24 protein-coding genes and 1 riboswitch are annotated in these 25,325 nt (G+C 39.2%); of the genes, 15 read left to right on the top strand and 9 right to left on the bottom strand.

Translation table 11 applies throughout. The annotated features are described in order from the left end of the window. Positions 1-55 precede the first annotated feature (55 nt). The 7 genes from P3G65_RS09970 to add all read left to right on the top strand — a co-directional run bounded on the left by P3G65_RS09970 (position 56) and on the right by add (position 6,499). Entirely contained in the window at positions 56-859 is an 804-nt protein-coding gene (locus P3G65_RS09970) for a DUF6273 domain-containing protein (RefSeq protein ID WP_019291814.1), read from the top strand. A 14-nt stretch (positions 860-873) separates the two neighbouring features. Next, complete coding sequence (locus P3G65_RS09965) at positions 874-1,671, top strand: DUF6273 domain-containing protein (protein ID WP_019293654.1); 798 nt, start codon at positions 874-876, stop codon at positions 1,669-1,671. Positions 1,672-1,679: 8 nt separating this feature from the next. Continuing rightward, positions 1,680-2,594: a VWA domain-containing protein gene (locus P3G65_RS09960; protein WP_284071173.1), complete on the top strand. Its 915-nt coding sequence runs from the start codon at positions 1,680-1,682 to the stop codon at positions 2,592-2,594. A 5-nt stretch (positions 2,595-2,599) separates the two neighbouring features. Further along, entirely contained in the window at positions 2,600-4,132 is a 1,533-nt protein-coding gene (locus P3G65_RS09955) for a hypothetical protein (protein WP_284071172.1), read from the top strand. A gap of 171 nt (positions 4,133-4,303) precedes the next feature. Continuing rightward, on the top strand, positions 4,304-4,480 hold the full coding sequence (locus tag P3G65_RS09950) for a hypothetical protein (protein WP_019291811.1): 177 nt from the start codon (positions 4,304-4,306) through the stop codon (positions 4,478-4,480). Continuing rightward, positions 4,470-5,267 carry a DUF6273 domain-containing protein gene (locus P3G65_RS09945; protein WP_019291810.1) on the top strand — a complete coding sequence of 266 codons (798 nt, stop codon included), beginning with the start codon at positions 4,470-4,472 and terminating at the stop codon, positions 5,265-5,267. Before P3G65_RS09950 ends, P3G65_RS09945 begins: the two co-directional genes overlap by 11 nt. Positions 5,268-5,449: 182 nt before the next feature. Beyond that, positions 5,450-6,499, top strand: a complete 1,050-nt coding sequence (add, locus tag P3G65_RS09940) for an adenosine deaminase (RefSeq protein WP_284071171.1) — start codon at positions 5,450-5,452, stop codon at positions 6,497-6,499. Here add and P3G65_RS09935 read toward each other — a convergent pair. From P3G65_RS09935 to P3G65_RS09925, 3 genes are all read right to left on the bottom strand, one after another. Further along, positions 6,496-6,957, bottom strand: coding sequence for a VanZ family protein (locus tag P3G65_RS09935; RefSeq protein WP_019291808.1), 462 nt, complete (start codon positions 6,955-6,957; stop codon positions 6,496-6,498). The genes add and P3G65_RS09935 overlap by 4 nt on opposite strands. Before the next feature lie 116 nt (positions 6,958-7,073). Then, positions 7,074-8,762, bottom strand: a complete 1,689-nt coding sequence (gene rnjA / locus P3G65_RS09930) for a ribonuclease J1 (RefSeq protein ID WP_019291807.1) — start codon at positions 8,760-8,762, stop codon at positions 7,074-7,076. A 120-nt stretch (positions 8,763-8,882) separates the two neighbouring features. Further along, a complete protein-coding gene (locus tag P3G65_RS09925; RefSeq protein WP_017369648.1) occupies positions 8,883-9,113 on the bottom strand; it encodes a DNA-directed RNA polymerase subunit epsilon in 231 nt (76 codons plus the stop codon). 403 nt (positions 9,114-9,516) lie between these two features. On the opposite strand from P3G65_RS09925, the gene tsaB reads away from it, so the two are divergent. From tsaB to tsaD, 4 genes are read left to right on the top strand one after another with little or no spacing between them, the layout of a single operon-like run. Continuing rightward, positions 9,517-10,227: a tRNA (adenosine(37)-N6)-threonylcarbamoyltransferase complex dimerization subunit type 1 TsaB gene (tsaB, locus tag P3G65_RS09920; RefSeq protein WP_019291806.1), complete on the top strand. Its 711-nt coding sequence runs from the start codon at positions 9,517-9,519 to the stop codon at positions 10,225-10,227. Beyond that, entirely contained in the window at positions 10,211-10,747 is a 537-nt protein-coding gene (gene rimI / locus P3G65_RS09915) for a ribosomal protein S18-alanine N-acetyltransferase (protein ID WP_019291805.1), read from the top strand. The genes tsaB and rimI (P3G65_RS09915) overlap by 17 nt, the downstream gene beginning before the upstream one ends. Next, entirely contained in the window at positions 10,737-11,171 is a 435-nt protein-coding gene (rimI, locus tag P3G65_RS09910; protein WP_019291804.1) for a ribosomal protein S18-alanine N-acetyltransferase, read from the top strand. The genes rimI (P3G65_RS09915) and rimI (P3G65_RS09910) overlap by 11 nt, the downstream gene beginning before the upstream one ends. A gap of 1 nt (position 11,172) precedes the next feature. Further along, on the top strand, positions 11,173-12,192 hold the full coding sequence (gene tsaD / locus P3G65_RS09905) for a tRNA (adenosine(37)-N6)-threonylcarbamoyltransferase complex transferase subunit TsaD (protein WP_019291803.1): 1,020 nt from the start codon (positions 11,173-11,175) through the stop codon (positions 12,190-12,192). Positions 12,193-12,225: 33 nt separating this feature from the next. Here tsaD and P3G65_RS09900 read toward each other — a convergent pair whose 3' ends face one another. Both P3G65_RS09900 and P3G65_RS09895 read right to left on the bottom strand, forming a co-directional pair. Continuing rightward, on the bottom strand, positions 12,226-12,702 hold the full coding sequence (locus tag P3G65_RS09900) for an effector binding domain-containing protein (protein ID WP_019291802.1): 477 nt from the start codon (positions 12,700-12,702) through the stop codon (positions 12,226-12,228). Between the two features lie 9 nt (positions 12,703-12,711). Then, positions 12,712-13,512 (bottom strand): hypothetical protein, encoded by an 801-nt coding sequence (locus P3G65_RS09895; protein WP_019291801.1) that lies wholly within the window; start codon positions 13,510-13,512, stop codon positions 12,712-12,714. A gap of 235 nt (positions 13,513-13,747) precedes the next feature. Here P3G65_RS09895 and P3G65_RS09890 point away from each other — a divergent pair, with 235 nt between their 5' ends. Beyond that, positions 13,748-16,288 (top strand): M1 family metallopeptidase, encoded by a 2,541-nt coding sequence (locus tag P3G65_RS09890; protein WP_019291800.1) that lies wholly within the window; start codon positions 13,748-13,750, stop codon positions 16,286-16,288. Positions 16,289-16,444: 156 nt separating this feature from the next. Continuing rightward, positions 16,445-16,543, top strand: a riboswitch (THF riboswitch). Positions 16,544-16,586: 43 nt separating this feature from the next. Further along, the gene (locus tag P3G65_RS09885) at positions 16,587-17,126 is read left to right on the top strand and encodes a folate family ECF transporter S component (protein ID WP_019293643.1); all 540 of its coding nucleotides are present in this window, start codon (positions 16,587-16,589) and stop codon (positions 17,124-17,126) included. 10 nt (positions 17,127-17,136) lie between these two features. On the opposite strand, the gene P3G65_RS09880 is transcribed toward P3G65_RS09885, so the two are convergent. From P3G65_RS09880 to P3G65_RS09870, 3 genes are all read right to left on the bottom strand, one after another. Further along, positions 17,137-18,330 (bottom strand): tetracycline resistance MFS efflux pump, encoded by a 1,194-nt coding sequence (locus P3G65_RS09880; protein ID WP_040086176.1) that lies wholly within the window; start codon positions 18,328-18,330, stop codon positions 17,137-17,139. 96 nt (positions 18,331-18,426) lie between these two features. Then, entirely contained in the window at positions 18,427-18,885 is a 459-nt protein-coding gene (locus tag P3G65_RS09875; protein ID WP_019292263.1) for a MarR family transcriptional regulator, read from the bottom strand. A gap of 1 nt (position 18,886) precedes the next feature. Next, positions 18,887-20,101 carry a cation diffusion facilitator family transporter gene (locus P3G65_RS09870; protein WP_284071170.1) on the bottom strand — a complete coding sequence of 405 codons (1,215 nt, stop codon included), beginning with the start codon at positions 20,099-20,101 and terminating at the stop codon, positions 18,887-18,889. A 317-nt stretch (positions 20,102-20,418) separates the two neighbouring features. Between P3G65_RS09870 and P3G65_RS09865 the strand changes: the two genes are divergently transcribed. After that, positions 20,419-22,152 carry an ABC transporter ATP-binding protein gene (locus tag P3G65_RS09865; RefSeq protein WP_019292261.1) on the top strand — a complete coding sequence of 578 codons (1,734 nt, stop codon included), beginning with the start codon at positions 20,419-20,421 and terminating at the stop codon, positions 22,150-22,152. A gap of 53 nt (positions 22,153-22,205) precedes the next feature. Continuing rightward, on the top strand, positions 22,206-24,299 hold the full coding sequence (locus P3G65_RS09860; RefSeq protein WP_019292260.1) for an ABC transporter ATP-binding protein: 2,094 nt from the start codon (positions 22,206-22,208) through the stop codon (positions 24,297-24,299). A 104-nt stretch (positions 24,300-24,403) separates the two neighbouring features. On the opposite strand, the gene P3G65_RS09855 is transcribed toward P3G65_RS09860, so the two are convergent. Next, positions 24,404-25,123: a hypothetical protein gene (locus P3G65_RS09855; protein ID WP_019292259.1), complete on the bottom strand. Its 720-nt coding sequence runs from the start codon at positions 25,121-25,123 to the stop codon at positions 24,404-24,406. Positions 25,124-25,325 lie beyond the last annotated feature (202 nt).

Below are 25,325 nucleotides of genomic sequence, written 5' to 3'. Positions count from 1 at the left end.
TTTTTCTCGTATTAGTTAGTGAAGGATTTATCACGATTTTTAAGGAGAAAGACGATTGAAAAGTAAAAAAAAGATGATGATGTTTTTAGTCTTAAGTTTGCTACAAATACTTATTGCTGTATTTATAGTTGTGAAAAGAAAGGATTTTATTTATCTATTACCCGCAAAAGAGCCACAAGTATTAAGAGATTTAGCCTATGACAAGGACAAACGCTTGGGCTACACCATTCACATCAAAGAAGAAGGAAAGTTGGTGCCCTATCTGGTGCTCGCGAAAAATTATATTGATCAAGGCAATGTCTTGTTGCTTCGAAAGCATCTGCTGGATCCCCCCATGCCCTTTCAAGAAGGCTGGAAAAGATTTTATTACGGGCATAGTATGATTGATGCCTTTATGAACAAAGAGTTTATTAATCGTTTTCCTAAAAATGTGCAAGAAAATATTCCTCTCACAGAGCTAGGGATAAAGCCTTCAGAAGAACATGCAGGAATGAAGCATATAGAAAAAATAAAGCGGAAACTTTTCTTGCTTTCGGACGTTGATGTTGGAGATGATAGAGGCAAGCATCGTATGGGGGATGACCGTAATTTACTTTATTTTAAGCGTAAAGGTAGAGTAAAAGAGGACAGGTTAGCTTATTCAGATGGGAATTCAACTCCTTACAGTTGGTGGCTCCGTACTGCTTTTGCGACGGATTCTGTAGTAGCTAGTGTAGTTAATTATAAAGGGAGGCTTGGAGGAAATGGTGTTGCTTACATCTCTTATGTCCGTCCAGCCTTCACACTGCCACCAGAAACAGAGGTGGAGGAAAAAGGGAACGACGAGCGGACAATATATGTGCTTAAGGCGGATAAATAAAGGAGTGAACCCAAATGACCAATAAAAAAATATTTCTGATTGTATTTTCTCTGTTCTTTAGTATCGCAGTAACAGCTCTTTTAGTAAATAGAGAAAAACTTGTGTATTTACTTCCTGCAAAAGAGCCACAAGTATTAAGAGATTTAGCCTATGACAAGGACAAGCGTTTAGGCTACACCGTTCACATCAAAGAAGATGGAAAGCTAGTACCTTATCTGGTTCTTGCGAAAAATTACATCGGACAAGGTAATGTTTTATTGCTTCGAAAGCATCTTGTAGATCCGCCCATGTCTTTTCGAGAGGGCTGGGAGGAAGCTTATTACGGGCATAGCATACCAGATGCCTTTATGCACAAAGACTTTATCAAGCGTTTGTCTAAAGATGTCCAAGAAAATATTCCTTCTACAGAGCTGGGGATAAAACCTTCAGAAGAAAATGCAGGAAGGGGGCATATAGAAAAAATAAAGCGGCAACTTTTCTTACTTTCGGATATTGATGTAGGAAATTACAAGGGTAGAGTTCGTTTTGAAGATGACTGTAACTTACTGTATTTTAAGCGAAAAGGGGGTGTGAAAGAGGACAGATTAGCTTATTTAGCTGGGGCTTCTACTCCTAACAGCTGGTGGCTCCGTACAGCTTTTGCGACGGCCTCCACAGTAGTTAAAGGAGTTGATGACGAGGGAATGTTATCAGGCGGGGGTGTTGTCTACCCTGCCCATGTCCGCCCAGCCTTTACGCTTCCACCTGAAACAGAGGTAGAGGAAAAAGAGAATAACGGGCAGATGGTGTATGTGCTTAAGACGGATAAATAAAGGAGTGAATGATGTTAAAAAAATTATGTTTGTTGCTGTTTGTGCTGTGTCACCCCATATTTTTTGATACACGCATATCTACTACAGAAGTGAAAGATTTGGATTTAAGTATCAGTTTGTCAGAAGCTCAAAGACAAAAGATAAGCTTTGAAGCTCCCGATGACAGTAAAAAAAAGCAGTACAGCATTTTTCTGATGGACAGCTCTAGAAGTATGGGGGGAAGAAGCGTTAAGCAGACTAAAGATATAGTTGGCAAGTTTGTAAAAGAGTCGGGTGCGTCCAAGCAGGAGCACCAGGTTGCGTTGGTGAGTTTTGGAGATGAGGCAACCGTGCTACAAGCTTTTACTCCCGATGAGAAACAGCTGCTGTCCGCTTTGGAAAAGATAGAAACACGAGGGAAGACCAACTTACACAGTGGTTTGAAGCAGGCAGAGCAGCTCTTGCAAGCAGTCAAGGATGAGGGGCAAAAAAATATCTTCATCATCAGTGACCGGACACCAACCACAGGTGAAAAATTAAATACAGGAAAGTATGGAAATAAAGATATATACAGTTATCAGTTTGCCAATGCGGCGGATAATCTGGCGCAAAAGATGAAAACGGAACAACAGGTAAGTTTTCGGACTTTCGTATTTATCGATAAGATTGCGGACTCGACCAAAGCATTTGCCCGGACCTTTTTCCAAAATATCCAAACAGATGGGGCCTTTGATTTTAGAGATGTACAAGATATGGATTTTGTTTTTAAAAGTAAGGAGGCAGGCAAGGAGTTTCAGTCAGGGACTTTTAATTATGGTTCCGCACCTGCAGGAAAAGAAGGTAGGGATTCTCAAGCAGTTTACCACTACAGTGACTCTTATATTTTGAGCAGAGTGCTTATGCTTATCGCCAGGAGAAAAATCGCCCTTATGACCCACGGCTAGCGACCATGTCGCTCAACCTAGAATTGGCTGCTTGGTCCAGTATCCAAGAAAAAAACTATCTTTTAAAAAATAGAAACGCGAAGAACCTGCTGGAAGAAATCGGTTTTGAAAAATTCAAGGCCAACCAACATTTTCAAGAAAGACCCTCGACAGACTCGATCGGGGCGGTTATTGCCCAGAAAAAACTGACGGTCAAAGAAGAAGACTATACCTTGATAGCTCTAGCTATTCGTGGTGGCGGTTACGAAGCAGAGTGGGCCAGTAACTTGACTCTGGGACGGTCAGGCGAACATCAGGGTTTTAGAGAAGCCAGTGAAAAAGCGCTGACCTTCTTAGACCAATACCTGAAAGAACACAAGGTGACAGGCAAGGTAAAACTTTGGATTAACGGCTATAGCCGAGCTGCAGCAGTGACCAATCTGACCGCTGGTGCTTTAAATAAGGGACGTAAGCTAGCCAGTGGCGAACTCAAAGCAGAAGATATGTATGCTTTCTGCTTTGAAGCACCTGCGGGGACTTTGAAGGGAACAGGGAATAGAGAGGGACGGCATGACAATATTGTTAATGTTATTAATGTCAATGATGTGGTAACCAAAGTGGGACCGGAGGTCTATCCGTTTGAGTTTACGCGTTATGGGCAGGATTCGTCTTTGCCTGATAAAACTTTACTTCCCCAAGAGGTTTATGAAACTGCTAAAAGTCGAATGGAAGCGGAATTAAAAAAGCTAGACTCTAACTTAATCTATAAACTAGAAGAATTTCAAGCTAAAAAAATAAGTATACTGGATATTTTTAATGGGTTAATTGTGGATGACCCAAAGGGTAAGAGAATGAATGAATCTCTGGATGATATCATTAGATTTTTTGCAGTAGAAAGGATAAAGAACAGAAACAAATATGTAAATGCACATCAAGAAGACATACGAATACTAGCTGAACTCTATTTCACAACACGGGTTGAAGACAGGGAAAAACTTACAAAAAGTTTATTTAAAAATCTTGTCACCTCTATGATGTTAGGAAGTGATGCAACGAAGGTGAAAAAAATTGTTGTTGACTGGTTGAGAACCAAGGGGTTGGTCAATCATTCAGAGGTACGAATTGAGTCTTTAGCAGAGACTTTTCGAGAGCTTGTGTTCAAATTTATGATTAAACACCCCAATCTCTCAGTGACCCTTGTATCAAACTTAGACCCAGTCGCCCAAGCGCATCATCCTGACCTTTGTCTCGCATGGTTGAGGGCGCAGGATGAAAATTATCAGAAGAAAAAGATTGAGACTCCTGAGCCAAGTAAAACCTCAAAACGCATCCTAATAGCAGGAGATGTAGACATCAAGGTAAAACGTGAAACAGGGGAGATAGAGGAGTATTCGACGGATGAAGTCATGGAGCTTTCCACTTCAGCAGCAGAAGACACGACAGTACTTGTCCAAGCCAGCGAGGCGACCAAGGTGGATTATACGGTACAGACCATTGATAATATGGACGGAAGCGTATTTCTGACCGAAGAGTTTGTAGATGTTGAACTAAATGCGTGAGAAAAAGTTGAGATAAACCTCTATAAAGAATCAGAAAATAAAGCTACTGAACTCATCAAGGAGGGAGAGCAGCTAAGCTCAGAAACGAGAGGTAAAGAAGAGTTATCAAAATATTATGCGACAAATGTTAGAGTGGAAAACGAAAAACTAGGCTTTGTTTTAGGAGGTGGAATGACTCGCTTTGCAAACTATTCGCCCTTATATTCTATTCCACGAGAAAATGCGGAGTTTGTGGGTTGGTACAAAGGAGATGTGCTTTTATCTTCGGAAAATACTTATCAGCACCAAGTAAAAGCTGAGGAAGAACTTATTGCGAAGTTTAGAGAGGTGAGGTCAGATGACCAGTAAAAAAATATTTTTTCTTATTGCCTCACTCCTCTTAAGTATTGTCCTCTCAATTGCCCTCATAAAGAGAGACGAGCTTGTATATTTGTTTCCTGCAAAAGAACCACAAATCCTAAGAGATTTAGCCTATGACAAGGACAAACGCTTGGGCTACACCATTCACATCAAAGAAGATGGTAAGTTAGTGCCCTATCTGGTGCTCACGAAAAATTATATTGATCAAGGCAATGTCTTATTGCTTCGAAAGCATCTTGTAGATCCGCCCATGTCTTTTCGGGAAGGCTGGGAGGAAGCCTACTACGGACATAGCATACCGGATGCTTTTATGCATAAAGACTTTATCAAGCGTTTTTCCAAAGGAGTGAAGGATCGGATCCCTCTCACAGAAATTGCGATTGAACCCTTAGAACCGACATCATCAAAAAGATATTTGGAAAAAATAGAGCGGAAGCTTTTCTTGCTTTCGGATATTGATGTAGGAAATTTTAAGGACGGACTCCGTTTGGAAGGTGACTGTAACTTACTATATTTCAGACGAAAAGGAGGGATTAGAGAGGATAGACTTGCCTATTTAGAAGGAGACCTTGTTAGCTATCCTTGGTGGTTGCGTACAGTTTTTGAAACTGCCTCTGCAGTGGCTAAAGTGATTGGTTATGAGGGGAGGTTTGGAGGAAATGGCGTAGTTTACCCTGCCTATGTCCGCCCAGCCTTCACACTTCCGCCTGAAACAAAGGTGGAGGAGAAAGAAATCAAAGGGCACAAGGAATATGTGCTTAAAATAGATAAGTAAAGAGGTTGGGGTAAAAATTAACATTGGACTCCTTTCGCTTAAAGTTTCAAAAATAAAATCGCTCACCAATGCTATGTAAGAATATCGTGTTCCAATATCTTTTTTCTTGACGAAAAAATTTGCATGTCGTAAGAAAAAAGCGTAAAATAGAAAAAATATATTTTTATGGGGGCTCTAATCTAATGCTTAATTCAGAAACCATTGCTTTAATGCCGAAAGTTGAACTTCATTGTCATCTTGATGGTTCACTCAGTTTGCCTTGTATTAAGCAGCTGGCTAATAACATAGGGTACGATTTTAATATGAGTGATGATGAAATACTGAATTGTGCACAAGCGCCAGAAATGACTCAAAGTCTTTTGGAATATCTGGAGCGTTTTGACTTCGTTCTTCCATTACTACAAAGCTATACTAATCTTGAGCTAGCAGCTTATGATGTGGTTCGTCAAGCTGCTGAGGATAATGTCAAATATATTGAAATTCGCTTTGCACCTGGTCAGCATCTGGAAAAAAATCTAGAACTTGAAGAAGCTGTAGAAGCTGTTATTGCTGGTGTTTCTCGTGCTGAAGAAGACTTTGATATTGTCGCAAATGTTCTCCTCTGTGGTCTTCGTCAGGTGCCAATCGAGCGTTTGGAAAAGTTGGTTCCGCTTTTTGATGAAATCGATGATGAGCATTTGGTTGGCTTTGATATGGCAGGCGATGAAGTAAACTACCCTCAAGTAAAATTTAAAAACTTGCTGGATAAGGTGACGTGTCATGGGGTACAAGTCACACTGCATGCAGGTGAGTGTCCAGGGTGCGAACAAAACATTATTGATTCTGTCGAGATGGGAGCAACACGTTTGGGACATGGCATTATGACGAAAGAGCTTCCAGACTATCAACATGTTTTGATAGAGTTGGGTATTGTTTTGGAAATGGCACCAACCAGTAATTTTCAAACAAAAGCTATCCGCCATCTTGAAGAATATCCTTTTTTAGAATTGTATAAGAAAGGTCTTCATGTAACCATAAATACTGACAATCGCACAGTAAGTAATACCAATTTGCAAAAGGAATATGAGAAAATTGCAGAATGGTATGATTTTCAGGTGAATGATTTTGAAAAAATCAATCATTATGCTATTGATGGCGCCTTTATTAGTGAGGAAGAAAAAGAAGCTCTCCATCAGCGGTTTTCCATTGAGTATGCCCAAATAAAAAAACTGATTAACATCAGCTCTTTTTAATGAAGTAAAAGAATGAAAGTAAAGAAGAGAAGAAAGCCACCAAAAAACAAGCTTACTACATCTTGTCTTCTTTCGTTTTTCTGAAAGGCATGATAAAGCAAGAGTCCCATCAAACCACCGGAAGTATTTGTGATGATGTCGGTTATATCGGTGGCTCCGATGCCGAAAATATATTGAAGGATTTCGACAAAGAGACTGACAAGGAAAATTGCTCCCCATTTTCCAAGAAAGCTCCGTTCTGAAAAGCGGCCCATAAAAAAACCAAAAGGAATAAAAATAAGGACATTGAAAAGGATTTCTAAACGTCCACCAGAAGCATCAAAAGGTGAAACATTTAAGCTACGGGAAGGGAATAAATGTGCTGTATTTATCGTATGTGTGATATCAAATTTAAAAAGAATCCCCCAAAATAGAAACAGAAGATAATAAGCAAAGATAATTTTGGAGAATTTATACATAAAAGTCCTCAGATATTAAATGTTTTTACCCTTAATTATAGTAAAATAACTAAAAATAAGCTTAATGCGCCTAGAACAGGAAATAAAAAACCACATCGAAAGATGTGGTTTTTGTATTATTTTTCGTCAGGTGTCATAATCATCGGAACGATAAGTGGACGACGTTCAGTTTGTTTATAGAGGAATGGAGCCAACGCTTCACGCATTGCCCGTGCCACAACAGCTTCATTAGCATTTTCGGTATTGAGCATGGCTTCACGGATAGCATTGAAAAGTACACGTTGACCATTACGGATCAAATCCCCAGACTCACGCATGTAAATAAAGCCGCGACTTAACATATCAGGACCTGCAAGCACTGTTTTATTTTTGAAATCCACAGTAGCAACAGCAAGAACAATACCATCTTCAGCAAGCTCATGACGGTCATGAAGCACTGCATTACCGACATCACCAATACCTGAGCCATCAACATAAGTATCAGCAGCAGGGAAATGATCAGCATAACGTGCTGAATCAGCAGTCAAAGCCAGAACATCTCCATTTTCGAAAATGAAACAATTTTCTTTAGGTACACCAGTATCTTGAGCGAGCCCGGCATGAATTTTTAACATGCGGTACTCACCATGGACAGGCATGAAGTATTTTGGTTTAATCAAACGGAGCATCAATTTTTGCTCCTGTTGTCCACCGTGCCCAGAAGTATGAATATTATTCATCTTACCATAAACCACGGTTGCACCAGCTTCGGTGATTGTGTTAGCCAACTGGTTTACACCATGTGTGTTACCTGGTATCGCGTTAGATGAGAACACAACAGTGTCTCCCATTTGTAGTGTGATATGACGGTGCATACCATTAGCGATACGGCTTAGAGCAGCCATTGGTTCACCTTGAGAACCTGTACACATAATGAGTAGTTCGCTTGAATTGTATTGGTTCACCTCATTTGGTTCAATAAAAGTTCCTTTAGGGGCTTTTATATATCCAAGTTCAAGTCCGTTAACGATGGCTTTTTCCATAGAACGACCAAAGACAACAATCTTGCGTCCGGTTTTCACAGCACCATCAACAGCTTGCTGTAAACGGAAGATGTTTGAAGCGAAAGAAGCGAAAATAATGCGTCCTTCAATGCGTTCGAAAATCTTCATGATATTTTGGCCAACAACTTTTTCAGAGTGAGAGAAGATTGGAATTTCGGCATTGGTTGAGTCAGAGAGAAGAAGCAAAACACCTTCTTCACCAAGAGCCGCCATACGATGTAAATCAGCGGGCTCACCAACAGGCGTAAAGTCAAACTTGAAGTCACCTGTAGCTACAACTTTACCTTGAGGTGTTTCCACAACAATACCCAAAGGTTCTGGAATGGAGTGAGTTGTACGGAAGAAGTTAACACTTAAGTTGTTAAATTTAATTTCGCTGTCCGCATGAATTTCAAAGAGTTTTGCATCACGCAAAAGCCCGTGTTCTTCTAATTTTCCACGAATTAAAGCAAGTGATAACGGACCTGCATAAATAGGGATATTCGCTTGCTTAAGCAAGAAGGGAATACCACCGATGTGGTCCTCGTGTCCGTGTGTAATGAAGAGCCCTTTGATACGGTCGATATTTTCGACAATATAACTATAATCTGGGATAACATAATCGACACCTAATAGGTCATCTTCTGGAAATTTTATACCGGCATCGATGATGATAATTTCATCTTGATATTCGACACCATATGTGTTTTTTCCGATTTCGCCCAGTCCGCCAATAGCGTAAACTGCGACTTCGTCGGAGTTAATTTTTAATGGTTTAATCATTGTTTTCTTTCTATACATATTTGTATGACAAAATCACTTTAGAGTGGTGACTTTTGTCCCTTTCTAAAGTGTTTTGCAGTAAATCTTTTGATGATGCAGGTTGCAAGCATCTTTTTTTAATTAAAAGCTTGTAATTTCAAGGCCACCGTTTTCTTTTTCATATTCAACGGCTTCGTCTGAAAGTGAATCGATGAATTCAACGTGATAGTCTGTGTTTGCAGCTAAAAGTTCGCGCGCTAAGATGACACCTTCACGTGTATCTGTAACATCAAGGTCAAGGTAGAGAACCTTAGTTGTTTCACGACGTGGTGAACGTGTTTTGTCTTCTTGGTAAAATGCTTTGAAAATCATATTATATTTGAGCGAATAAAAATTCGCTTTCCTTTCTTTCCGAGTGTTTCAGTTTTACAGTTACTTTCATTTTAGCATAAAATGGAGATAATGAAAAGTAAAGGTTTATAGAGCCAAAGCATTTAGAACAAGAAGAGCTTTTTCAAAGAAGTAAAAGACAGACAAAAAGTTGAGTGAAAATAATAGTAATACTTTTGTCAGTGATAAAGAAAAATACAAAATAGGAAAGCGAAAAATTTCAAGAAATATAAAAAATGTTATAATAGATGCTATCGTATACTTCTAGATGTTTAAAAGAGCTACACACTTTGTTCTGACTTGCATATTCGATAGTGTGAAAAGTAATTACTGAGATGCAGATATTAGGGTATAATAAAATAAGAAGAATGGAGAATAGAATCTCGTGAAAATTTTAGCTTTTGACAGTTCAAGTAAGGCCTTGTCTGTGGCACTTGTCGATAATGATGTTTTGTTGGGAGAGATTACTCTAAATTTAAAGAAAAATCATAGCACTACTCTGATGACATCTGTTGACTTTTTGATGCACCAATCAGCAGTAGAAGCGAGTGAACTTGACCGCATTGTTGTAGCCCAAGGTCCAGGATCTTATACAGGATTACGTTTAGCAGCGACTGTCGGAAAGACGCTTGCCTACAGTTTAAATAAGGACATCGTTGGTGTCTCAAGTCTTTTCGCTATTGCAAGAAGATTGAAAACGGACAGAACCGTTGTTCCTGTGATGGATGCACGTCGGGGTAACGCTTATGCTGCGCTTTACCAAGAAGATAAAGAAGTTGTCATAGGACAGCATTGTGTCTTTCGTGACTTCTTAGCAAACTTAGATAAGAATCTTCCGCTTGTATTTACAGGGGAAACAGAAAACTTTGTGGCTGACATTGAAGCTGCAGGGTTTACAAACTTTGAAATTATTGAAGACAGCTTAGACAAACTACCTTCAGCTTATCAAATCGCCCTATTTGGAAAAAACCTAAAACCTGTAGCGGTTCACGGCTTTGCTCCAAATTATTTGAAAAAAGTTGAAGCAGAAGAGAAATGGTTGGAGACACATGAAGAATCTGAAAACGCTACTGGCGAATATGTTCAAAGGATTTGAACCACGTCGTTATCTTAATATGGATGAGGTGGACTTAAAGTCAAATATTGACGGTGTAGATTATCGCTTGGCAGAGCGTAAAGATATTGTAGACATGCTTGCAATTGAGCGTGATGTTTATGATGGAGAAGTTCCGTGGACTTTTTCGCATTTTGAACACGAGATAGTTCAGGATGAGAATGCCTTCTTTGTTTCAGCAGTCGTTGACGATAATCTTATTGGTTTCATTGGGGTTCGCCTTACGGAACGGGGTAAAGTCGTGCATATCACAAATCTTGCGGTTGCTGTAGCCTATCAAGGTAAGGGTGTTGGGAGTAATCTCGTCAACCAAATGATTCGTCTAATGACACTTCTTGGTAAGCAGCAGATGACGCTTGAAGTGCGGCGTGACAATACAAAAGCTCAAGGTCTTTACCGTCGCTTAGGTTTTTCAACAGGGAAGCTGATTTCTCACTATTATGAGGACGGCGGTGATGCTGTGTGGATGTCAAGACAGTTGAGAGCTGAACATGAAAATTGAACGTTTTGATTCTGCAAAGTTTGATACGCAGGACATAGCCTGTAAGCTAAAAGAAATTTTAGAGCTTTGCTATGGAGAATCACCTTGGTCTGAATCCTATCTCCTTAGCAACCTGAAAAGGGATATCTATTTTCTAGCTGAAGTAGACGATGAGCTTGTTGGTTTCCTAGCAATTCAAGTGATCATGGAAGAGATGGAAATTACCAACCTTGCAGTGAAGCCAGAATTTCAAAGTAACAAAATAGCCAGCACGTTGATGGATCAAGTTGCTGATTTTGCTGGTACCCTGTTTTTAGAAGTACGGGAATCTAATAAACCAGCACAAAATCTCTATAAAAAATATAATTTCGAGGCCTTCTATACTCGGAAAAACTACTATTCGCACCCGACAGAAGATGCGATTCTAATGAGGAAGATACAATAAAATGAATGACAAATATATATTAGCTTTCGAAACCTCTTGTGATGAGACATCTGTCGCTGTTTTGAAAAATGGCACAGAACTTCTCTCTAATGTTATTGCAAGTCAGGTGAATAGCCATAAACGTTTTGGTGGAGTAGTCCCTGAGGTGGCTAGCCGGCATCACGTGGAACAAATTACCGCTTGTATTGATGAGGCCTTAGAGCAAGCTGGTATTACTGCAAAAGAACTCTCAGCTGTAGCTGTAACAGAAGGTCCAGGGCTTGTTGGGGCTTTACTTGTGGGCATTATGGCAGCGAAAACCTTTGCCTGGGCCAACAAGCTTCCATTAATTCCTGTCAATCACATGGCTGGTCATCTTATGGCTGCAGCTTTAGTAGATACTATTGAATACCCAGCCATGGCTCTTTTAGTCAGTGGTGGGCATACAGAGTTGGTTTATGTGGAATCTGAGGGAAACTATAAAAAAATTGGTGAAACACGAGATGATGCAGCAGGGGAAGCCTATGATAAAGTCGGCCGTGTCATGGGGCTAACTTATCCTTCAGGGAAGGAGATTGATGAGTTGGCACATAAAGGAGAAGATACTTATGCTTTTCCACGTGCAATGATGACTGCAGCAGATGGTTTGGAAATGTCTTTTAGTGGTCTGAAATCGGCATTTATCAATCTTGTTCATAATGCAAAACAGCAAGGACAAGATTTAGTGGCTACAGACTTAGAAAATTTAGCTGCCAGTTTTCAAGCAGCGGTGGTTGATGTCTTAATTGCTAAAACCAAACGTGCCCTTGAACAATACCCAGCTAAAACCTTAATCGTTGGTGGAGGAGTATCCGCTAATCAAGGTTTACGTGAGCGGCTTGCCACCGATATGAAGGATATTAAAGTCATATTGCCTCCCCTTCGCCTCTGTGGTGATAATGCTGGAATGATAGCAGCAGCAGCAACTATAGAGATGGAAAGGGAAAACTTTACTGATTTATCACTTAATGCGCGCCCGAGCCTTGTTTTTGGTGATATTTGAAGCAAAAAAACTCAGAGTATTTCTGAGCTTTTTTTATTTTTTAATGACCGGTAACCAAATCTCACCGTAATAACTGCCATCAGGTCGCTCTTGACGATAAGCAAGATGTGGACCACCAAGATAGGTATAGTCCATAACTTTGGGGAGAATTTTTCGAAAAGCTTGATGTGACAAATGTTCAAAAATTTTTCCCTTAGCTGCTGTATCAGAAATTACAATATAGTTACTTTCAGGAAATTTGAGTAAACGACAGTCATCCTTCAGCTCTTTGCGACTCTCCACTGCAAAATAATTCCAAGGTTTTCCGAGGTAATCCGTATGGACAGACCACTCCCGCTCATTTTTAGCTCTTTTCTTGAGCTTTGCTAAGCGGCCATCATTTTGCAAACTCAACTCAAATATTTCTCTTTCGAGGGCCAAAGAGCGGTAGTCTTGCAGCGCGGCTTGAATGGGAAAACCATAAGCCGCTAAGATGAACGGGTTTTTATGCTCTAGAGTATAATCAATCATAGTCGCTCCTTAGTTAACAACGGTTAGTTCATGGATTGAACGTCCTTGGTCATCAAACATTTCCAACCAGCTGTTTGTTCCTGCAAAGTAGAGAAAATGGCCGATTTCATTGACGGAACGCAGAATGATGTCTTCAGTAGTGGTCCAAGTTTCAGGATCGAATTTTTCTTGATTTTCTTCCCTAAGGTTTAACGTAAATTTTGCAGTGAAGCCAAGGGTACCATCGGCCCTTTTAGGAGCTGCCTCATTAGGTAGCATTTTTGCACCTGCAAGCAGCCGCATTTCGGTAGATTTTTGCCAGATAACTGTGCCGGATGTTCCTTCATGTTTAATATGAAATGGAATATCTGAGATAGCCTTTTTCCAGCGGTGTTGCGCTTTAGCTGAAAAAGCTTTCTTCTTTGAGAGTTTAAAACCGAACGCTTCAAGGCTAGGCAAAAATTCATCAGCAGCTTTACTACAGATGGTATAGACATTTGAGGGGAGTTTAATCCTTTCAGGAAAGACGGCTAACTTCATAGAAGCTTCTTGAGCTTTGTCGAGGAGAAAAGCTTCAAGATAGGCAGTGTCTATTTCATATGCCTTAGGATCAAGGACAATAACTTTATCAAATTCCAACTTAGGGATTATCTTTTTATCGGCAGCAATCATAATAATCTGGCTTTTTTTCGTTAGGAAAAATATTTCGCCTTTTTTGAGGGCAAAACGACTATTATTACTATCAAAGATACGGATCGTGGCACCAGAGGAAAGTTCAAGAAGGAGTTTTCCCTTCTCATCAATCGTTACTGAAAACTTTGTTTTTTTCATAACTTTATTTTAACAGAAAAGTCTATTTTTTCATCTTTTTTTGAATACCCTTTATCTAATTAAAGGGTTTCTACTTATCTAATAAACTTTTTTCCTATAAATGAAAAATAGACCATTTAATAATTTACGTAAGCACCTTTAAAAATTAAATGTGGGAAAGCAAAGCTTTTCTCGAAATTTTCTAAACAATTTGCTATAATTAAGTAAACTAACGAAAAAGGAAGCGAACAACATTATGGCAGTAAAACGTTTAATTGAAACATTTGTACCAGAAAATTATAAAATTTTCCTTGATATTGACCGCAAATCAAAGACCTTCAAAGGTCAGGTGGCAATCAAAGGTGAAGCTAAAGCTGAAACTATTTATTTCCACCAAAAAGATTTAAATATTACTAAAGTTTCTGCTTTTAGTGTTGAAGCAGACTTTACGGTGGATAATGCCAACGAAGAACTTACAGTTAAAGTGGGCCAAAAAGGTCAAGTGACTGTTTCCTTTGAATATGAAGGTAAAATCACAGATAACATGATGGGCATTTATCCTTCATATTACGAAGTAAACGGTGAGAAGAAAATGCTTATCGGTACGCAATTTGAATCACATTTTGCCCGTCAAGCTTTCCCATCAATTGATGAACCAGAAGCTAAGGCTACTTTTGATCTATCGGTTAAATTTGATGAAGAACCAGGTGATATTATTATTTCCAATATGCCAGAACTTCTCAATATTGAAGGAATTCACGTATTTGAACGTACAGTTCGTATGAGTTCTTATCTTCTTGCTTTTGTCTTTGGGGATATGCAGTATAAAAAAGGACGTACAAAATCTGGTGTTGAAGTAGGAACTTTCTCAACGAAAGCACATTCTGAAGATGTTTTAGATTTTCCTTTGGATATTGCGATTCGTTCAATTGAATTTTACGAGGATTACTATAAAACCCCTTACCCATTGCCACACAGCTGGCACGTTGCACTGCCTGACTTCTCAGCAGGTGCTATGGAAAACTGGGGTTGTATCACTTACCGTGAAGTCTGCATGCTGGTTGACCCAGAAAATGCAACAGTTGCCAGCAAACAATATGTAGCAACAGTCATTGCGCATGAGTTAGCCCACCAATGGTTTGGTGATTTGGTAACAATGCGTTGGTGGGATGATTTGTGGCTCAATGAATCATTTGCCAACAACATGGAATACGTGGCAATTGATGCTATTGAACCTGATTGGAAAGTTTGGGAAAGCTTCTCTGTTAAGGAAGCCAGCCTTGCTTTAGATCGTGATGCTACAGATGGTGTTCAATCTGTTCATGTGGATGTGAATCATCCTGACGAAATTGGTACACTCTTTGATGCTGCTATTGTCTATGCTAAAGGTTCACGCTTGATGGTCATGCTCCGTAAATGGTTAGGGGATGAGGACTTTTCTGCAGGACTTCGCAAATACTTTGAAACGCACCAATATGGCAATACCGTAGGTGATGATCTTTGGGATGCACTCTCAAGTACATCAGGTAAAAATGTGGGCGAATTTATGCATTCATGGGTAAACCAACCTGGTTATCCTGTCTTGACTGCGGAAGTTGTTGATGACACGCTTATTTTAAGCCAACAACAATTCTTCATTGGTAAAGGGGAAGATAAAGGGCGCTTGTGGCAAATTCCATTGAACACAAACTGGAAAGGCTTGCCAGATACGTTGACTACGGAAAAAGTTGAAATTCCGGGCTATGCAGCACTTAAGGCTGAAAATGAAGGCCAACCGCTCTTCTTCAACGAAGCACACGCAGCACATTATATTATTGATTATAAAGGTCAGCTTTTAGATAACCTTTTGGCCGATCTTGAGAAACTGGAAGATATTACGAAATTCCAAATTCTTCAAGACCGTAAGTATCTTGCTAAAGGTGAGGTTATCAGCTACGCTGATGTTGTGAATATCTTACCAGCCTTTGCCAATGAAGAAAGTTATATCGTCAACCAAGCGCTTAACCAAATCTTTAGTGAGCTAGATATCTTTATTGATGATGAGTCAGCTACAGAAAAATCTTACAAATCACTTGTGGGTAAAGTTTTTGCTAAAAACTATGCACGTTTGGGATGGGAGAAAAAAGCTGGTGAATCAGCTGGAGACGAAACTTTACGTGGGACAGTACTCTCACGGACTCTCTACTCTGAAAATCCTGAAGCAGTAGAAAAAGCGAGTGAGATTTACGCAGCGCATAAAGACAATGTAGCAACTATTCCTGCGGATATTCGACCAATTGTCTTGAATAACGAAATTAAAACAAGTAATTCTGCGGAACTTGTAGCTTCTTATATGGATACGTATGTGAAAACAAGTCTCCAAGAACTAAAACGTGAATTAGCTGCAGCTGTAGCCAATGTCCGTGATGAAGCAGCAATTAAAGGACTCTTGGAAGATTTCAAAAATGCGGATATCGTTAAACCTCAAGATATTGCATTCTCTTGGTTCTACCTCTTAGCGAAAGACTTCGCTCAAGATGCTGCATGGACTTGGGAGCAAGAAAACTGGGATTGGATTGCTGAAAAACTTGGCGGTGATATGAGCTATGATAAGTTTGTTATCTATCCAGGTAATGTCTTTAAGACAGCCGAAAAGTTTGAAGAATATAAAGCTTTCTTTGAACCAAAATTGAGTAACCCAGGGCTTAAACGTTCAATCGAGATGGCGATTAAACAAATTGATGCACGTGTATCACTGATTAATAATCAAAAGAGTGCAGTCGAAGCTGCCATCGTAGATGTAGAAAAAGAATTGTAAAAAAGACTTCTTAGAAATCAGAAAGAGCTGAATTCTAAGAGGTTTTTTCTGTGTAGCAAACTTCTGTAAACATCTAAAACCCAATGTAAAAGAAAAGCCTTGAAATTGAGAATTATCTGAACAAGGTATGTGGTAAACTATAAAAGTAAAAAAATTAACAGAGTAGGGCCAATGCGTTAAGTGCTGTGAAATGGGATGTCGTTCACAGACGAAACTTGAATTTTTCAAGTGCGGTAGAGGCTTGCATCCGCTGATTCTCATATAATCAGTTACTCACCAGATCCTTGGGAGGTACTATATGAAAAGATTTACTGTGAAGCTGTCACTCATACAGCTTGTTTTTTTGGCGATTTTGCTGGCATTGTCCATCATTTTACGTTCTTTCACTTTTGGGAGTAGTTTTTGGAAGTTATCGCCAGGATTTATTGCTGATGGTTTGATTGGCTTCTTTGTTGGCCCTTTATGGGCAGGTTTAGCTTTAGGGCTGGGTGATATATTTGGCGTTTTGTTCCGAGGAAGTATTTCCTCGCCAGGTATGACTATAACAGCAGCTCTAGTCGGATTTATCTATGGTTGGGCTTTTTATAACAAGAAGTTCAGTCTAACACGAGGTAAAGATTGGCTCTACATTTTAGCTGTTGTAAGTGTAACAATGGTTCTCCAAACCGTGTTACTTAATACTTTTTGGCTTTCGCTCATGTATCAGACACCTTTTAAGGTTCTATTAGCTACGCGACTTCCTTTGCTTGTACAGATTCCTATAAGAACGGTTATTTTCATGTTGGTATTTGATAATATTCAACGTTTACCGCAGATTATGAGACGTCTAAAAACATAAAAGAAAACCGTCATTTTTGACGGTTTTTTGTTTTGAAAATTGTCAGAGCAACGATTAACAGGATAACTCCCATGCAGGCAGGAGCCGAAGAGCCGAAGAGAACATAAAGTTGTCCCCCAATAATAGGACCTAAAATACGCGTTAGTGATTGTAAAGCTTGGCTACTCCCTTGAATCTGTCCTTGTTGGTGTTCAGTGACTGATTTAGAGAGAATTCCATTGAATGGTGGGGCAAAAATCGAATCACCAAAACCGTAGATAAAAATACCAATTACAAAATAGAAAGGGTGCAGGGTAAAGGCAGAGACAGCCATACAAATATAGCCAAAGAGTTCCGCAACTATCGCACATTTAATGATGTATTGGTCCGTCAATTTTTTTAATAGAAAAGGCATAATGAGCGCCTGGCTAAAAATATCTTGAAGTCCCATAATAGAAAATAGAAGACCGATTTGTACGGGTTGCCAAGAGAAGTTATCTAAAGAAAACTGAGCAACAATAGCTTGTAATGCACCATTTGGAAGCCACAATAACAGTGCAGCTAGAAATAAACGGTTCAGTTGTTTTATCTCAAATAAGTTTTTGAGAGGTGCAAAGGGATAAAGCTGATGTGGATCTAGCTTAACAAGTCTTTCTTTTGGTGAAAGACTTTCAGGCATAAAGAAAAGGCCGTAGAGGAGATTGAATAAGCTGAGAACAGCAGCAAAATAAAAGGGAACGCGGTTACCATAATGAGCTAACAGTCCTCCAAAAGTTGGACCTAACAATGTTCCGACTCCAACAAGGGCAGAAATCCATCCGAAGATTTTAGTGCGGGAAGCAGCTGGCGTAATATCGGAAAAGTAGGCAAATAAAGTGGCAATATTTCCTCCGGAAATACCATCGATGATACGGCCAAGGAAAAAGAGCCATAGTGCTCCAGCCATGCCAAAGATGAGATAACCCAAGGCAGAGCCAAGTAAGCAGAAAAGTAAAATCGGTTTACGGCCATAGCGATCACTCAATGTTCCTAGAGCTGGCGCTGCAAGAAAAGTGCATAAGGCATAGATAGAGGTCAAGAAGCTGATGACTAAGGGTTGATTTTGTGATGAGGTATAGGGCTCCAGTAAAAAAGGAACCACAGGATTGATAATGGTAAAGCCAAGGCCTGTAAGAAAAACGGAAAATAAGCCAAAACTCAATGCGTGTTTATTTAGTGTATGCATATAACTCCTTATTAATGTTTCCTTGGAAACTATAAAAGTATAACTTATTATTGTTTCTTTGTCAACAAAAACTAAATTAAGAAAAACAACCCCATTCTATATGGAGTTGTTACGGAGTTCTTTATCAAGGTGTTGATTGTAAAGTTGAGTAAACTCTAGTATCGTTTCTAATTTTTCAGAACTGAAGGAATCAAAGACTGCTTGATCATTGAGTAGAAAAGCTTTGTGAAGATCTTCGTGCTGCTGATTTATTTTTCTTCCTTTTGAAGTCAGTTTAAAATAAATCTCTTTGTTGTTGTTGGGATTTCTAAATGTTATAATGTCTTGCTTTTGGAGGAGTTTTTTTGTTGCTTTACTAATTGCTCCTCGAGTGACATATAGTTCTTCTGACAACCGTGTGACATTTGGGTTATTAAGCTTGGCAATGAACTCAATGCAGGCGATTTCCAAAAAAGAATAACCTTTGAATTTTTCGACCATTTGAGGTTTTCGAAGTTGATCCATTTTATTAAAGAGATCTGTAAGGCTCAGCATAATTTCTTCTTGTTGTTTCATACTAGCTTTCTCCTGTCACTTGGCGATAAATGCAACGCCAATATTCATTTCTGCGCCAGATACTTGATACAGTGTAGCTTTTTTGATTGTCCAAGTAATGATAGGTAAGGATAAATGTCTTTTTGCTGACTTGCTCTGCTTGGTAATTTTGGATGGCTAAATCTTCTGTTTCAACAGCACTTGCCATATATTCTTCCTGTTGAATAATTTTACCCTTTGTCGTAATAGCTTGAAATTGAGGCGCTAAAAGTTGATCAAGATGTTTACCGTTGAGAAGGACCTCTTCTTTGGGCAAAAGCTCTAATGCACGTGAAGCAAAGTGTTCTTCTTCAGGTAACGCAGCGGGTTCGACATGGACATCAACATCATAAACATCAAAACCAGCCATGAGCATGCGTTCTATTTTTTCGGTAGCGGCATGACTTTCATAGACAGAAAGATCGCGGGACATCTCAACGACAACATCCAGAAAGATATTACTGCCGTAGGTACGACCCCGAATCATCTTTACAGACTTGACTTTGTTTACGAGCTCAATCGCTTCTTTATAATCTGCTAAAAGATTGTCATCAAAACCATCTGAAAGTGAAAAAACACTATCACGGAATATATCATAAGCCGTTTTCAGGATGAAACCGCAGATAACAAGAGCCATAATACGGTCAAGCCATATCCAATGCAAGGCTGCTGCCACAATGGCGACAGTTGTACCCAAGGATGTTAGTGCATCACTAAGGTTATCTTTACTGGAAGCTTCAAGTGCTTTCGATTGAGTTTTTTTCGCTAAACGGCTAGAGTAGAGGTAAACGCCAATCATAACAAAGGCAGAAAATAAAGCCACTGCTGCACCAACGGGGTTGATTTCAGTGGAACTTCCTTCTATAAAACCAACGATTGTTTGGCGCAAAACTTCAAAGCCAATGAAGAACATGATGAAACTAGAAATCAGACTAGCAATTGATTCAACCTTCCAGTGCCCATACGTATGGTCGTTATCAGAAGGGATACGCGCAATACGTAAACCAATCACGATAGCAATATTTCCTAAAATATCGGTGACATTATTAAAACCATTCGCGAGAAGGGAGGCTGAATTGGTGATTTGAGCTACACCAAGTTGTAAAAGAGACAGAAATATATAAGCCGCTATACTGACCCACACGCCTCGTTCGGCGAGTTTAAGGTTATGAGAGCGTGATATTTTGCTATTATTCATAAGCTTAATTATAACAAAAAAGCAGAGGAGCTGCTTTTAAAGGACGAAATAATATCCTATAAGGTCGCTTTTCGGCTTTGAACGTGGAAGCTTTTGAGCTTAATTTCTATTATAAATAAGTTGTCGCAAATGATTGACACTCTTATTAAAAAACGGTAAAATTAAATTGTTAGTTTATTTTTGTTATAAACTAAAGAAAAGACTAATAGTGTTAGTTATTAGCATTGCAAAATAGATGCTTAAATGTTATAATTTTTCAGCTAACGTATTTATTCTTGTTATTTTTGACAAGAAAATGAAAGGAAACTTTTTTATTTATGGTAATGAAAGCCATCGGCAAGTACAAATTGCTTGTCTTCGCTGCCCTTGCTACCATGCTTCTTCAAGTTGGTGCCGCTCTTTGGCAGCCCCAATATATGAAGAACATTTTGAGTGTTATGGCAGAATCTATTTCGATATCGGACAAGGTCGATAAAATTAATCATTATGGGGTATATCTTCTACTTATAGCCGCTGTGGGATTAATTGGTTCTATCCTTAATACAGTAACTGCTGCAAAGATTGCTCAGTCTGTATCGGCGGATATCCGTGAAGAAACCTTCCGAAAAATTCAAACTTTTTCTTATGAAAATATTGAGAAGTTTAATGCAGGTAATCTTGTTGTTCGGATGACTAACGATATCAACCAAGTGCAAACACTTCTAATGATGACTTTCCAAGTCTTGATTCGAGTACCGTTGCTCTTTATTGGTGCTTTTATCTTGTCTATTATCACGATGCCAGAACTTTGGTGGATTATTATTGTGATGGTTGTTCTTATTGTTTTAGTGACGATGTTATCCATGAAATCTATGGGTCCTCACTTTATGGTTTTCCAAAAATTGATGGACCGTATCAATGGAATTGCCAAAGAAAACCTACGTGGTGCTCGTGTCGTTAAATCATTTGTTCAAGAAAAAGATCAAATCCAAAAATTTGATGCCACATCTGATGAGTTATTGGGTCATAATATGGCTGTAGGTTACACTTTTGCTGCGATGATTCCCGCATTTACAATCATTTCACAATTGGCTGTTTTTGGCGCAATTTTACTGGTTTCTACTTATGTAACACGTGATTTGAATACCGCGGCTAATACGCTTGGTGGGATTATGTCCTTTATCCAATACATGATGCAAATCATGATGGCGATTATCATGGGCGGTATGATGTCAATGTTTGCCTCTCGTGGTTTCGTTTCTATTGGACGTATTAACGAAATTTTAAAAACTGAACCTGCGATGGTGTTTGAAGATGTTGCGGACGAAGAACTTAGCGGTTCTGTTAAGTTTGATCATGTCTCTTTTGCTTATCCTAACGATGAACATCCAACCTTACAAGACATCAGCTTTGAAATTCAACCTGGACAAATGGTTGGTATTGTCGGAGCAACGGGTTCTGGTAAGTCAACCCTGGCTCAATTGATTCCGCGTCTTTTTGACCCAACTGAAGGTACAGTAAGTGTAGGTGGAAAAGATTTACGCCATGTTTCTAAAGCTACTCTGAAAAACACAATTTCAATTGTCTTACAAAAAGCAATTCTTTTCTCTGGGACAATTTCTGGCAACCTGAAACAAGGGAAAGCAGATGCGACCTTGGAGCAAATGAGCCGTGCAGCCAGCATTGCGCAGGCAGCAGAGTTTATTGAAAAACTGCCCGATCATTATGAATCACAGGTTGAAGAACGTGGGAATAACTTCTCAGGCGGACAAAAGCAACGTATGTCGATCACGCGTGGTATTATCAAAGATCCTAAAGTCCTTATCTTAGATGACTCAACATCAGCGCTTGATGCCAAGTCAGAAAAACTGGTACAAGAAGCTTTGAGCAATGACTTAAAAGATACGACAACAATTATTATCGCTCAAAAGATTTCATCTGTCGTTCATGCGGACAATATTCTGGTCCTTGATGAAGGTAAACTTGTGGCGCAAGGCACACACGCAGAGCTCGTTGAGAATTCTGCAGTTTACCGTGAAATCTATGATACACAGAAAGCAAAGGAGGACTAAATTTTCAATGTTCTTCAATATATTAATGAAAAACAAGAAAATGAAAAAAGATTATGAATGATACATCTCGTGCATTGAAGTTCTTCTATCTCTACTTCAAAAAATATAAATTACAATTCCTCGTGATTGCGATATTTATCATTGCGGCTACTTATCTGCAAGTTAAAGCGCCCGTACTTCTCGGGGATTCTATCACACATCTTTCGACTTACGTTGGTGATTATTTTAGTCATCAACACGCTGATGAAGCGATGAAAGGTTTACAACAAATAGCGGCAGGAGCAAACCAAGCTCAGGACGCCTTGCAGCAGATTGCTGCGCAAATGGGGAAAGCTACTGGACAAGTGGTTGATTGGCATAGTCTGACATCTGCTAATGTACCAACTGCGGTAACTTCTAACCTTCCTTCAGGAACAACAATTGATAGTCTTCAAGCTATGGCTAAGATTCCGACAGATTGGCACCAGCTTACAGATGCCAATGTTCCAGAAGCTATCCGTGCTAATCTTAATGGTCAGTCAATTTCTGACTTGATGAAGGTAGCTACATCACATGCACCAAGCAAGGCTGACTTTATGCGTTCAATGTGGATGCTACTTGCTTTTTACGTGATGACAGGTATTGCGCAACTTATCTATAGCTTGCTCTTTACACGTATCGTTGCACACTCAACAAACCGTATGCGTAAAGGTCTCTTTGGTAAGTTGGAACGCCTAACAATTTCGTATTTTGACCGTCATGCGGATGGAGATATTCTCGCCCGCTTTACCTCAGACTTGGATAATATTCAAAACACATTGAATCAAGCAGCAGTGAACGTTACCACTAACTTTGCCCTGTTCATCGGGATTTTGTATATGATTTTCGACCAAAATGTCAAGATGGCATTAGTGACAATTTCTACAACTCCTGTGGCCGTTCTCTGCGCTGTGATTATCATTATTCAAGCTAAGAAATACACGGATAGACAACAAAAAGAAGTCGGCGAACTTAATGCTTATATGGATGAAAAAATCTCTGGGCAAAAAGCGATTATCGTTGAAGGACTTCAAGCAGATGCAATCGAAGGTTTTGAAGTACGTAATGATAAAGTACGTAAAACAACCTTCGCAGCTCAAGCTTGGTCAGGTATGATTTTCCCATTGATGAATGGCTTCTCCCTCTTGACTTTGGCTTTGGTTATTTTTGCAGGTGCTAATATCCTCCTTAATGATGCTTCATTATCAACTGCTGCAGCCTTTGGTTTGCTTGCTACATTTATCCAATATGCGCAACAATATTACAACCCAATCATGCAGATTTCTTCATCTTTCGGTCAATTGCAACTTGCGGTAACTGGTGCAACACGTCTGAATGTGATGTTTGATGAAAAAGAAGAAGTACGTCCTGAAAATGGTAAAACTTTTGAAGGTATTTCTGAAGGTGTACACATTGAAGATATTGACTTTAGTTATCTTCCTGGCAAGCCGGTCCTCAAAGATGTCAACATTAATGTAAACAAAGGCCAAATGGTTGCCTTGGTTGGTCCAACAGGATCAGGTAAAACAACTGTTATGAACCTCATGAATCGCTTCTATGATGTGGACAAAGGGGGAATAAAGTTTGACGGTACCGATATTCGTGAATTTGACTTAGATTCATTACGTTCAAAAGTTGGGATCGTCTTGCAAGAATCTGTCCTTTTCTCTGGAACCATTGCGGACAATATCAAGTTTGGTAAAAAAGATGCGACTATGGATGAAGTTATCACAGTAGCCAAGACGACACATATCCACGAATTCATTGAGAGCTTACCAGATGGCTATGAAACGCTTGTGGATGACGACGATAATGTTTTCTCTGTAGGTCAAAAACAACAAATTTCGATTGCCCGTACTATCTTGACTAACCCTGATTTGCTTATTCTTGACGAAGCAACATCAAACGTTGATACGGTGACAGAAGAACAAATTCAAATGGCTATGGAAGCAGCAATTGCTGGTCGTACTTCATTTGTTATTGCCCACCGTTTGAAAACAATACTTAATGCAGATAAAATTGTTGTTCTTAAGGACGGTGAAGTTATTGAAGAAGGAAACCACAATGAGCTTGTAAATCTTGGTGGCTTCTACTCTGAGCTTTATCACAACCAATTTGTCTTTGAATAAAATTAAGAAGTATCTTAATATAAAAAACGCTCGTGCTTTAACGAGCGTTTTTTTTAATGTGGTCAAGATTTCCTAAAATAAGGGAAAGTGCTGATCATACTGAATCAGGATATTTGCTCGAAAATAGCGATAATATCGACAGGACCAATACCAGCAGGAATAATTAGCTGCTCTTTGCTTAAGGGAGCATCCTCTACTTGCCAGCCGACAAAGTGATAGTGAGGTAATTTGACTTTGGCTGGTGAGATGTAGCCTTGTTCAATGCTTCGCATACCTTCAGGATGGTCCCACTCAAGTGGTTCATTCCAAATTGTTTTAGCGCTGTAGCGTACAGGATATTTGATTGGTGTCCATTGTGCATGAAAGTCATAGATTTGCCCAATAGGCTCGAAGTGATGTTTTTCTTGAGGTTTCCAGAGGAAGCTGGGATTATAGACTCTGGTGCGATGAATAACTGAAGTTGGTCCAGCATACAGTTGGGCTTGTTCCTGAGATTGGGGGTGAGCAAGTACATTGTGACGGTTACGGACTTTAGCCCATCCTTCAAAGGTATAGCCGGGGAGCTTTAAGGTTTTGTTCTTGAGAGAATAGCTTTGACTTTTAGGAAGGAGTTCCGAGCTCATGCCAATCCATTTCCCTTCAGCACTTATTATTTTATTATAAGCTTGATAATCTGCTTCATTAAGAGAAGGCACTGGACTTATTTGAGCACGTTCCAAATGGTTGAGCATGTCATTATTAATATTGAAAAAATAATTTGCTTTAAAAAAGGTTGCTTTCTTTTTGTTTGGGATGAAAGAAGTTTTGAGTGAAAAATTCATCATTTATCCCTTTCTTTATTTTTTGTGTCTAATGTTATATTATCATTTTTTTCTAATGTTAAATAATAATATACAATGAGATTTTAGACAGATAAATGAATACATTTCATAGATGAAGATCTGCGAAGAAAAAAGGATGCTTTTCATCTATTCAAAAGACGGGAAAAATGGTAGAATAGAGGGTACATGTATTTCATGTCTCAAA

The sequence above is a fragment of the Lactococcus sp. bn62 genome, from assembly GCF_029492705.2.
In the GTDB taxonomy this organism is placed as follows: domain Bacteria; phylum Bacillota; class Bacilli; order Lactobacillales; family Streptococcaceae; genus Lactococcus; species Lactococcus petauri.
This window is presented reverse-complemented; position numbering and strand designations above follow the sequence as displayed.

Coding starts and splice junctions, on each gene's coding strand:
- P3G65_RS09965 (WP_019293654.1), top strand. CDS start 874: ATGACCAATAAAAAAATATTTCTGATTGTATTTTCTCTGTTCTTTAGT.
- P3G65_RS09960 (WP_284071173.1), top strand. CDS start 1,680: ATGATGTTAAAAAAATTATGTTTGTTGCTGTTTGTGCTGTGTCACCCC.
- P3G65_RS09955 (WP_284071172.1), top strand. CDS start 2,600: ATGTCGCTCAACCTAGAATTGGCTGCTTGGTCCAGTATCCAAGAAAAA.
- P3G65_RS09950 (WP_019291811.1), top strand. CDS start 4,304: ATGACTCGCTTTGCAAACTATTCGCCCTTATATTCTATTCCACGAGAA.
- P3G65_RS09945 (WP_019291810.1), top strand. CDS start 4,470: ATGACCAGTAAAAAAATATTTTTTCTTATTGCCTCACTCCTCTTAAGT.
- add (WP_284071171.1), top strand. CDS start 5,450: ATGCTTAATTCAGAAACCATTGCTTTAATGCCGAAAGTTGAACTTCAT.
- P3G65_RS09935 (WP_019291808.1), bottom strand. CDS start 6,957: ATGTATAAATTCTCCAAAATTATCTTTGCTTATTATCTTCTGTTTCTA.
- rnjA (WP_019291807.1), bottom strand. CDS start 8,762: ATGATTAAACCATTAAAAATTAACTCCGACGAAGTCGCAGTTTACGCT.
- P3G65_RS09925 (WP_017369648.1), bottom strand. CDS start 9,113: ATGATTTTCAAAGCATTTTACCAAGAAGACAAAACACGTTCACCACGT.
- rimI (WP_019291805.1), top strand. CDS start 10,211: ATGTTCAAAGGATTTGAACCACGTCGTTATCTTAATATGGATGAGGTG.
- rimI (WP_019291804.1), top strand. CDS start 10,737: ATGAAAATTGAACGTTTTGATTCTGCAAAGTTTGATACGCAGGACATA.
- tsaD (WP_019291803.1), top strand. CDS start 11,173: ATGAATGACAAATATATATTAGCTTTCGAAACCTCTTGTGATGAGACA.
- P3G65_RS09900 (WP_019291802.1), bottom strand. CDS start 12,702: ATGATTGATTATACTCTAGAGCATAAAAACCCGTTCATCTTAGCGGCT.
- P3G65_RS09895 (WP_019291801.1), bottom strand. CDS start 13,512: ATGAAAAAAACAAAGTTTTCAGTAACGATTGATGAGAAGGGAAAACTC.
- P3G65_RS09890 (WP_019291800.1), top strand. CDS start 13,748: ATGGCAGTAAAACGTTTAATTGAAACATTTGTACCAGAAAATTATAAA.
- P3G65_RS09885 (WP_019293643.1), top strand. CDS start 16,587: ATGAAAAGATTTACTGTGAAGCTGTCACTCATACAGCTTGTTTTTTTG.
- P3G65_RS09880 (WP_040086176.1), bottom strand. CDS start 18,330: ATGCATACACTAAATAAACACGCATTGAGTTTTGGCTTATTTTCCGTT.
- P3G65_RS09875 (WP_019292263.1), bottom strand. CDS start 18,885: ATGAAACAACAAGAAGAAATTATGCTGAGCCTTACAGATCTCTTTAAT.
- P3G65_RS09870 (WP_284071170.1), bottom strand. CDS start 20,101: ATGAATAATAGCAAAATATCACGCTCTCATAACCTTAAACTCGCCGAA.
- P3G65_RS09865 (WP_019292261.1), top strand. CDS start 20,419: ATGGTAATGAAAGCCATCGGCAAGTACAAATTGCTTGTCTTCGCTGCC.
- P3G65_RS09860 (WP_019292260.1), top strand. CDS start 22,206: ATGAATGATACATCTCGTGCATTGAAGTTCTTCTATCTCTACTTCAAA.
- P3G65_RS09855 (WP_019292259.1), bottom strand. CDS start 25,123: ATGATGAATTTTTCACTCAAAACTTCTTTCATCCCAAACAAAAAGAAA.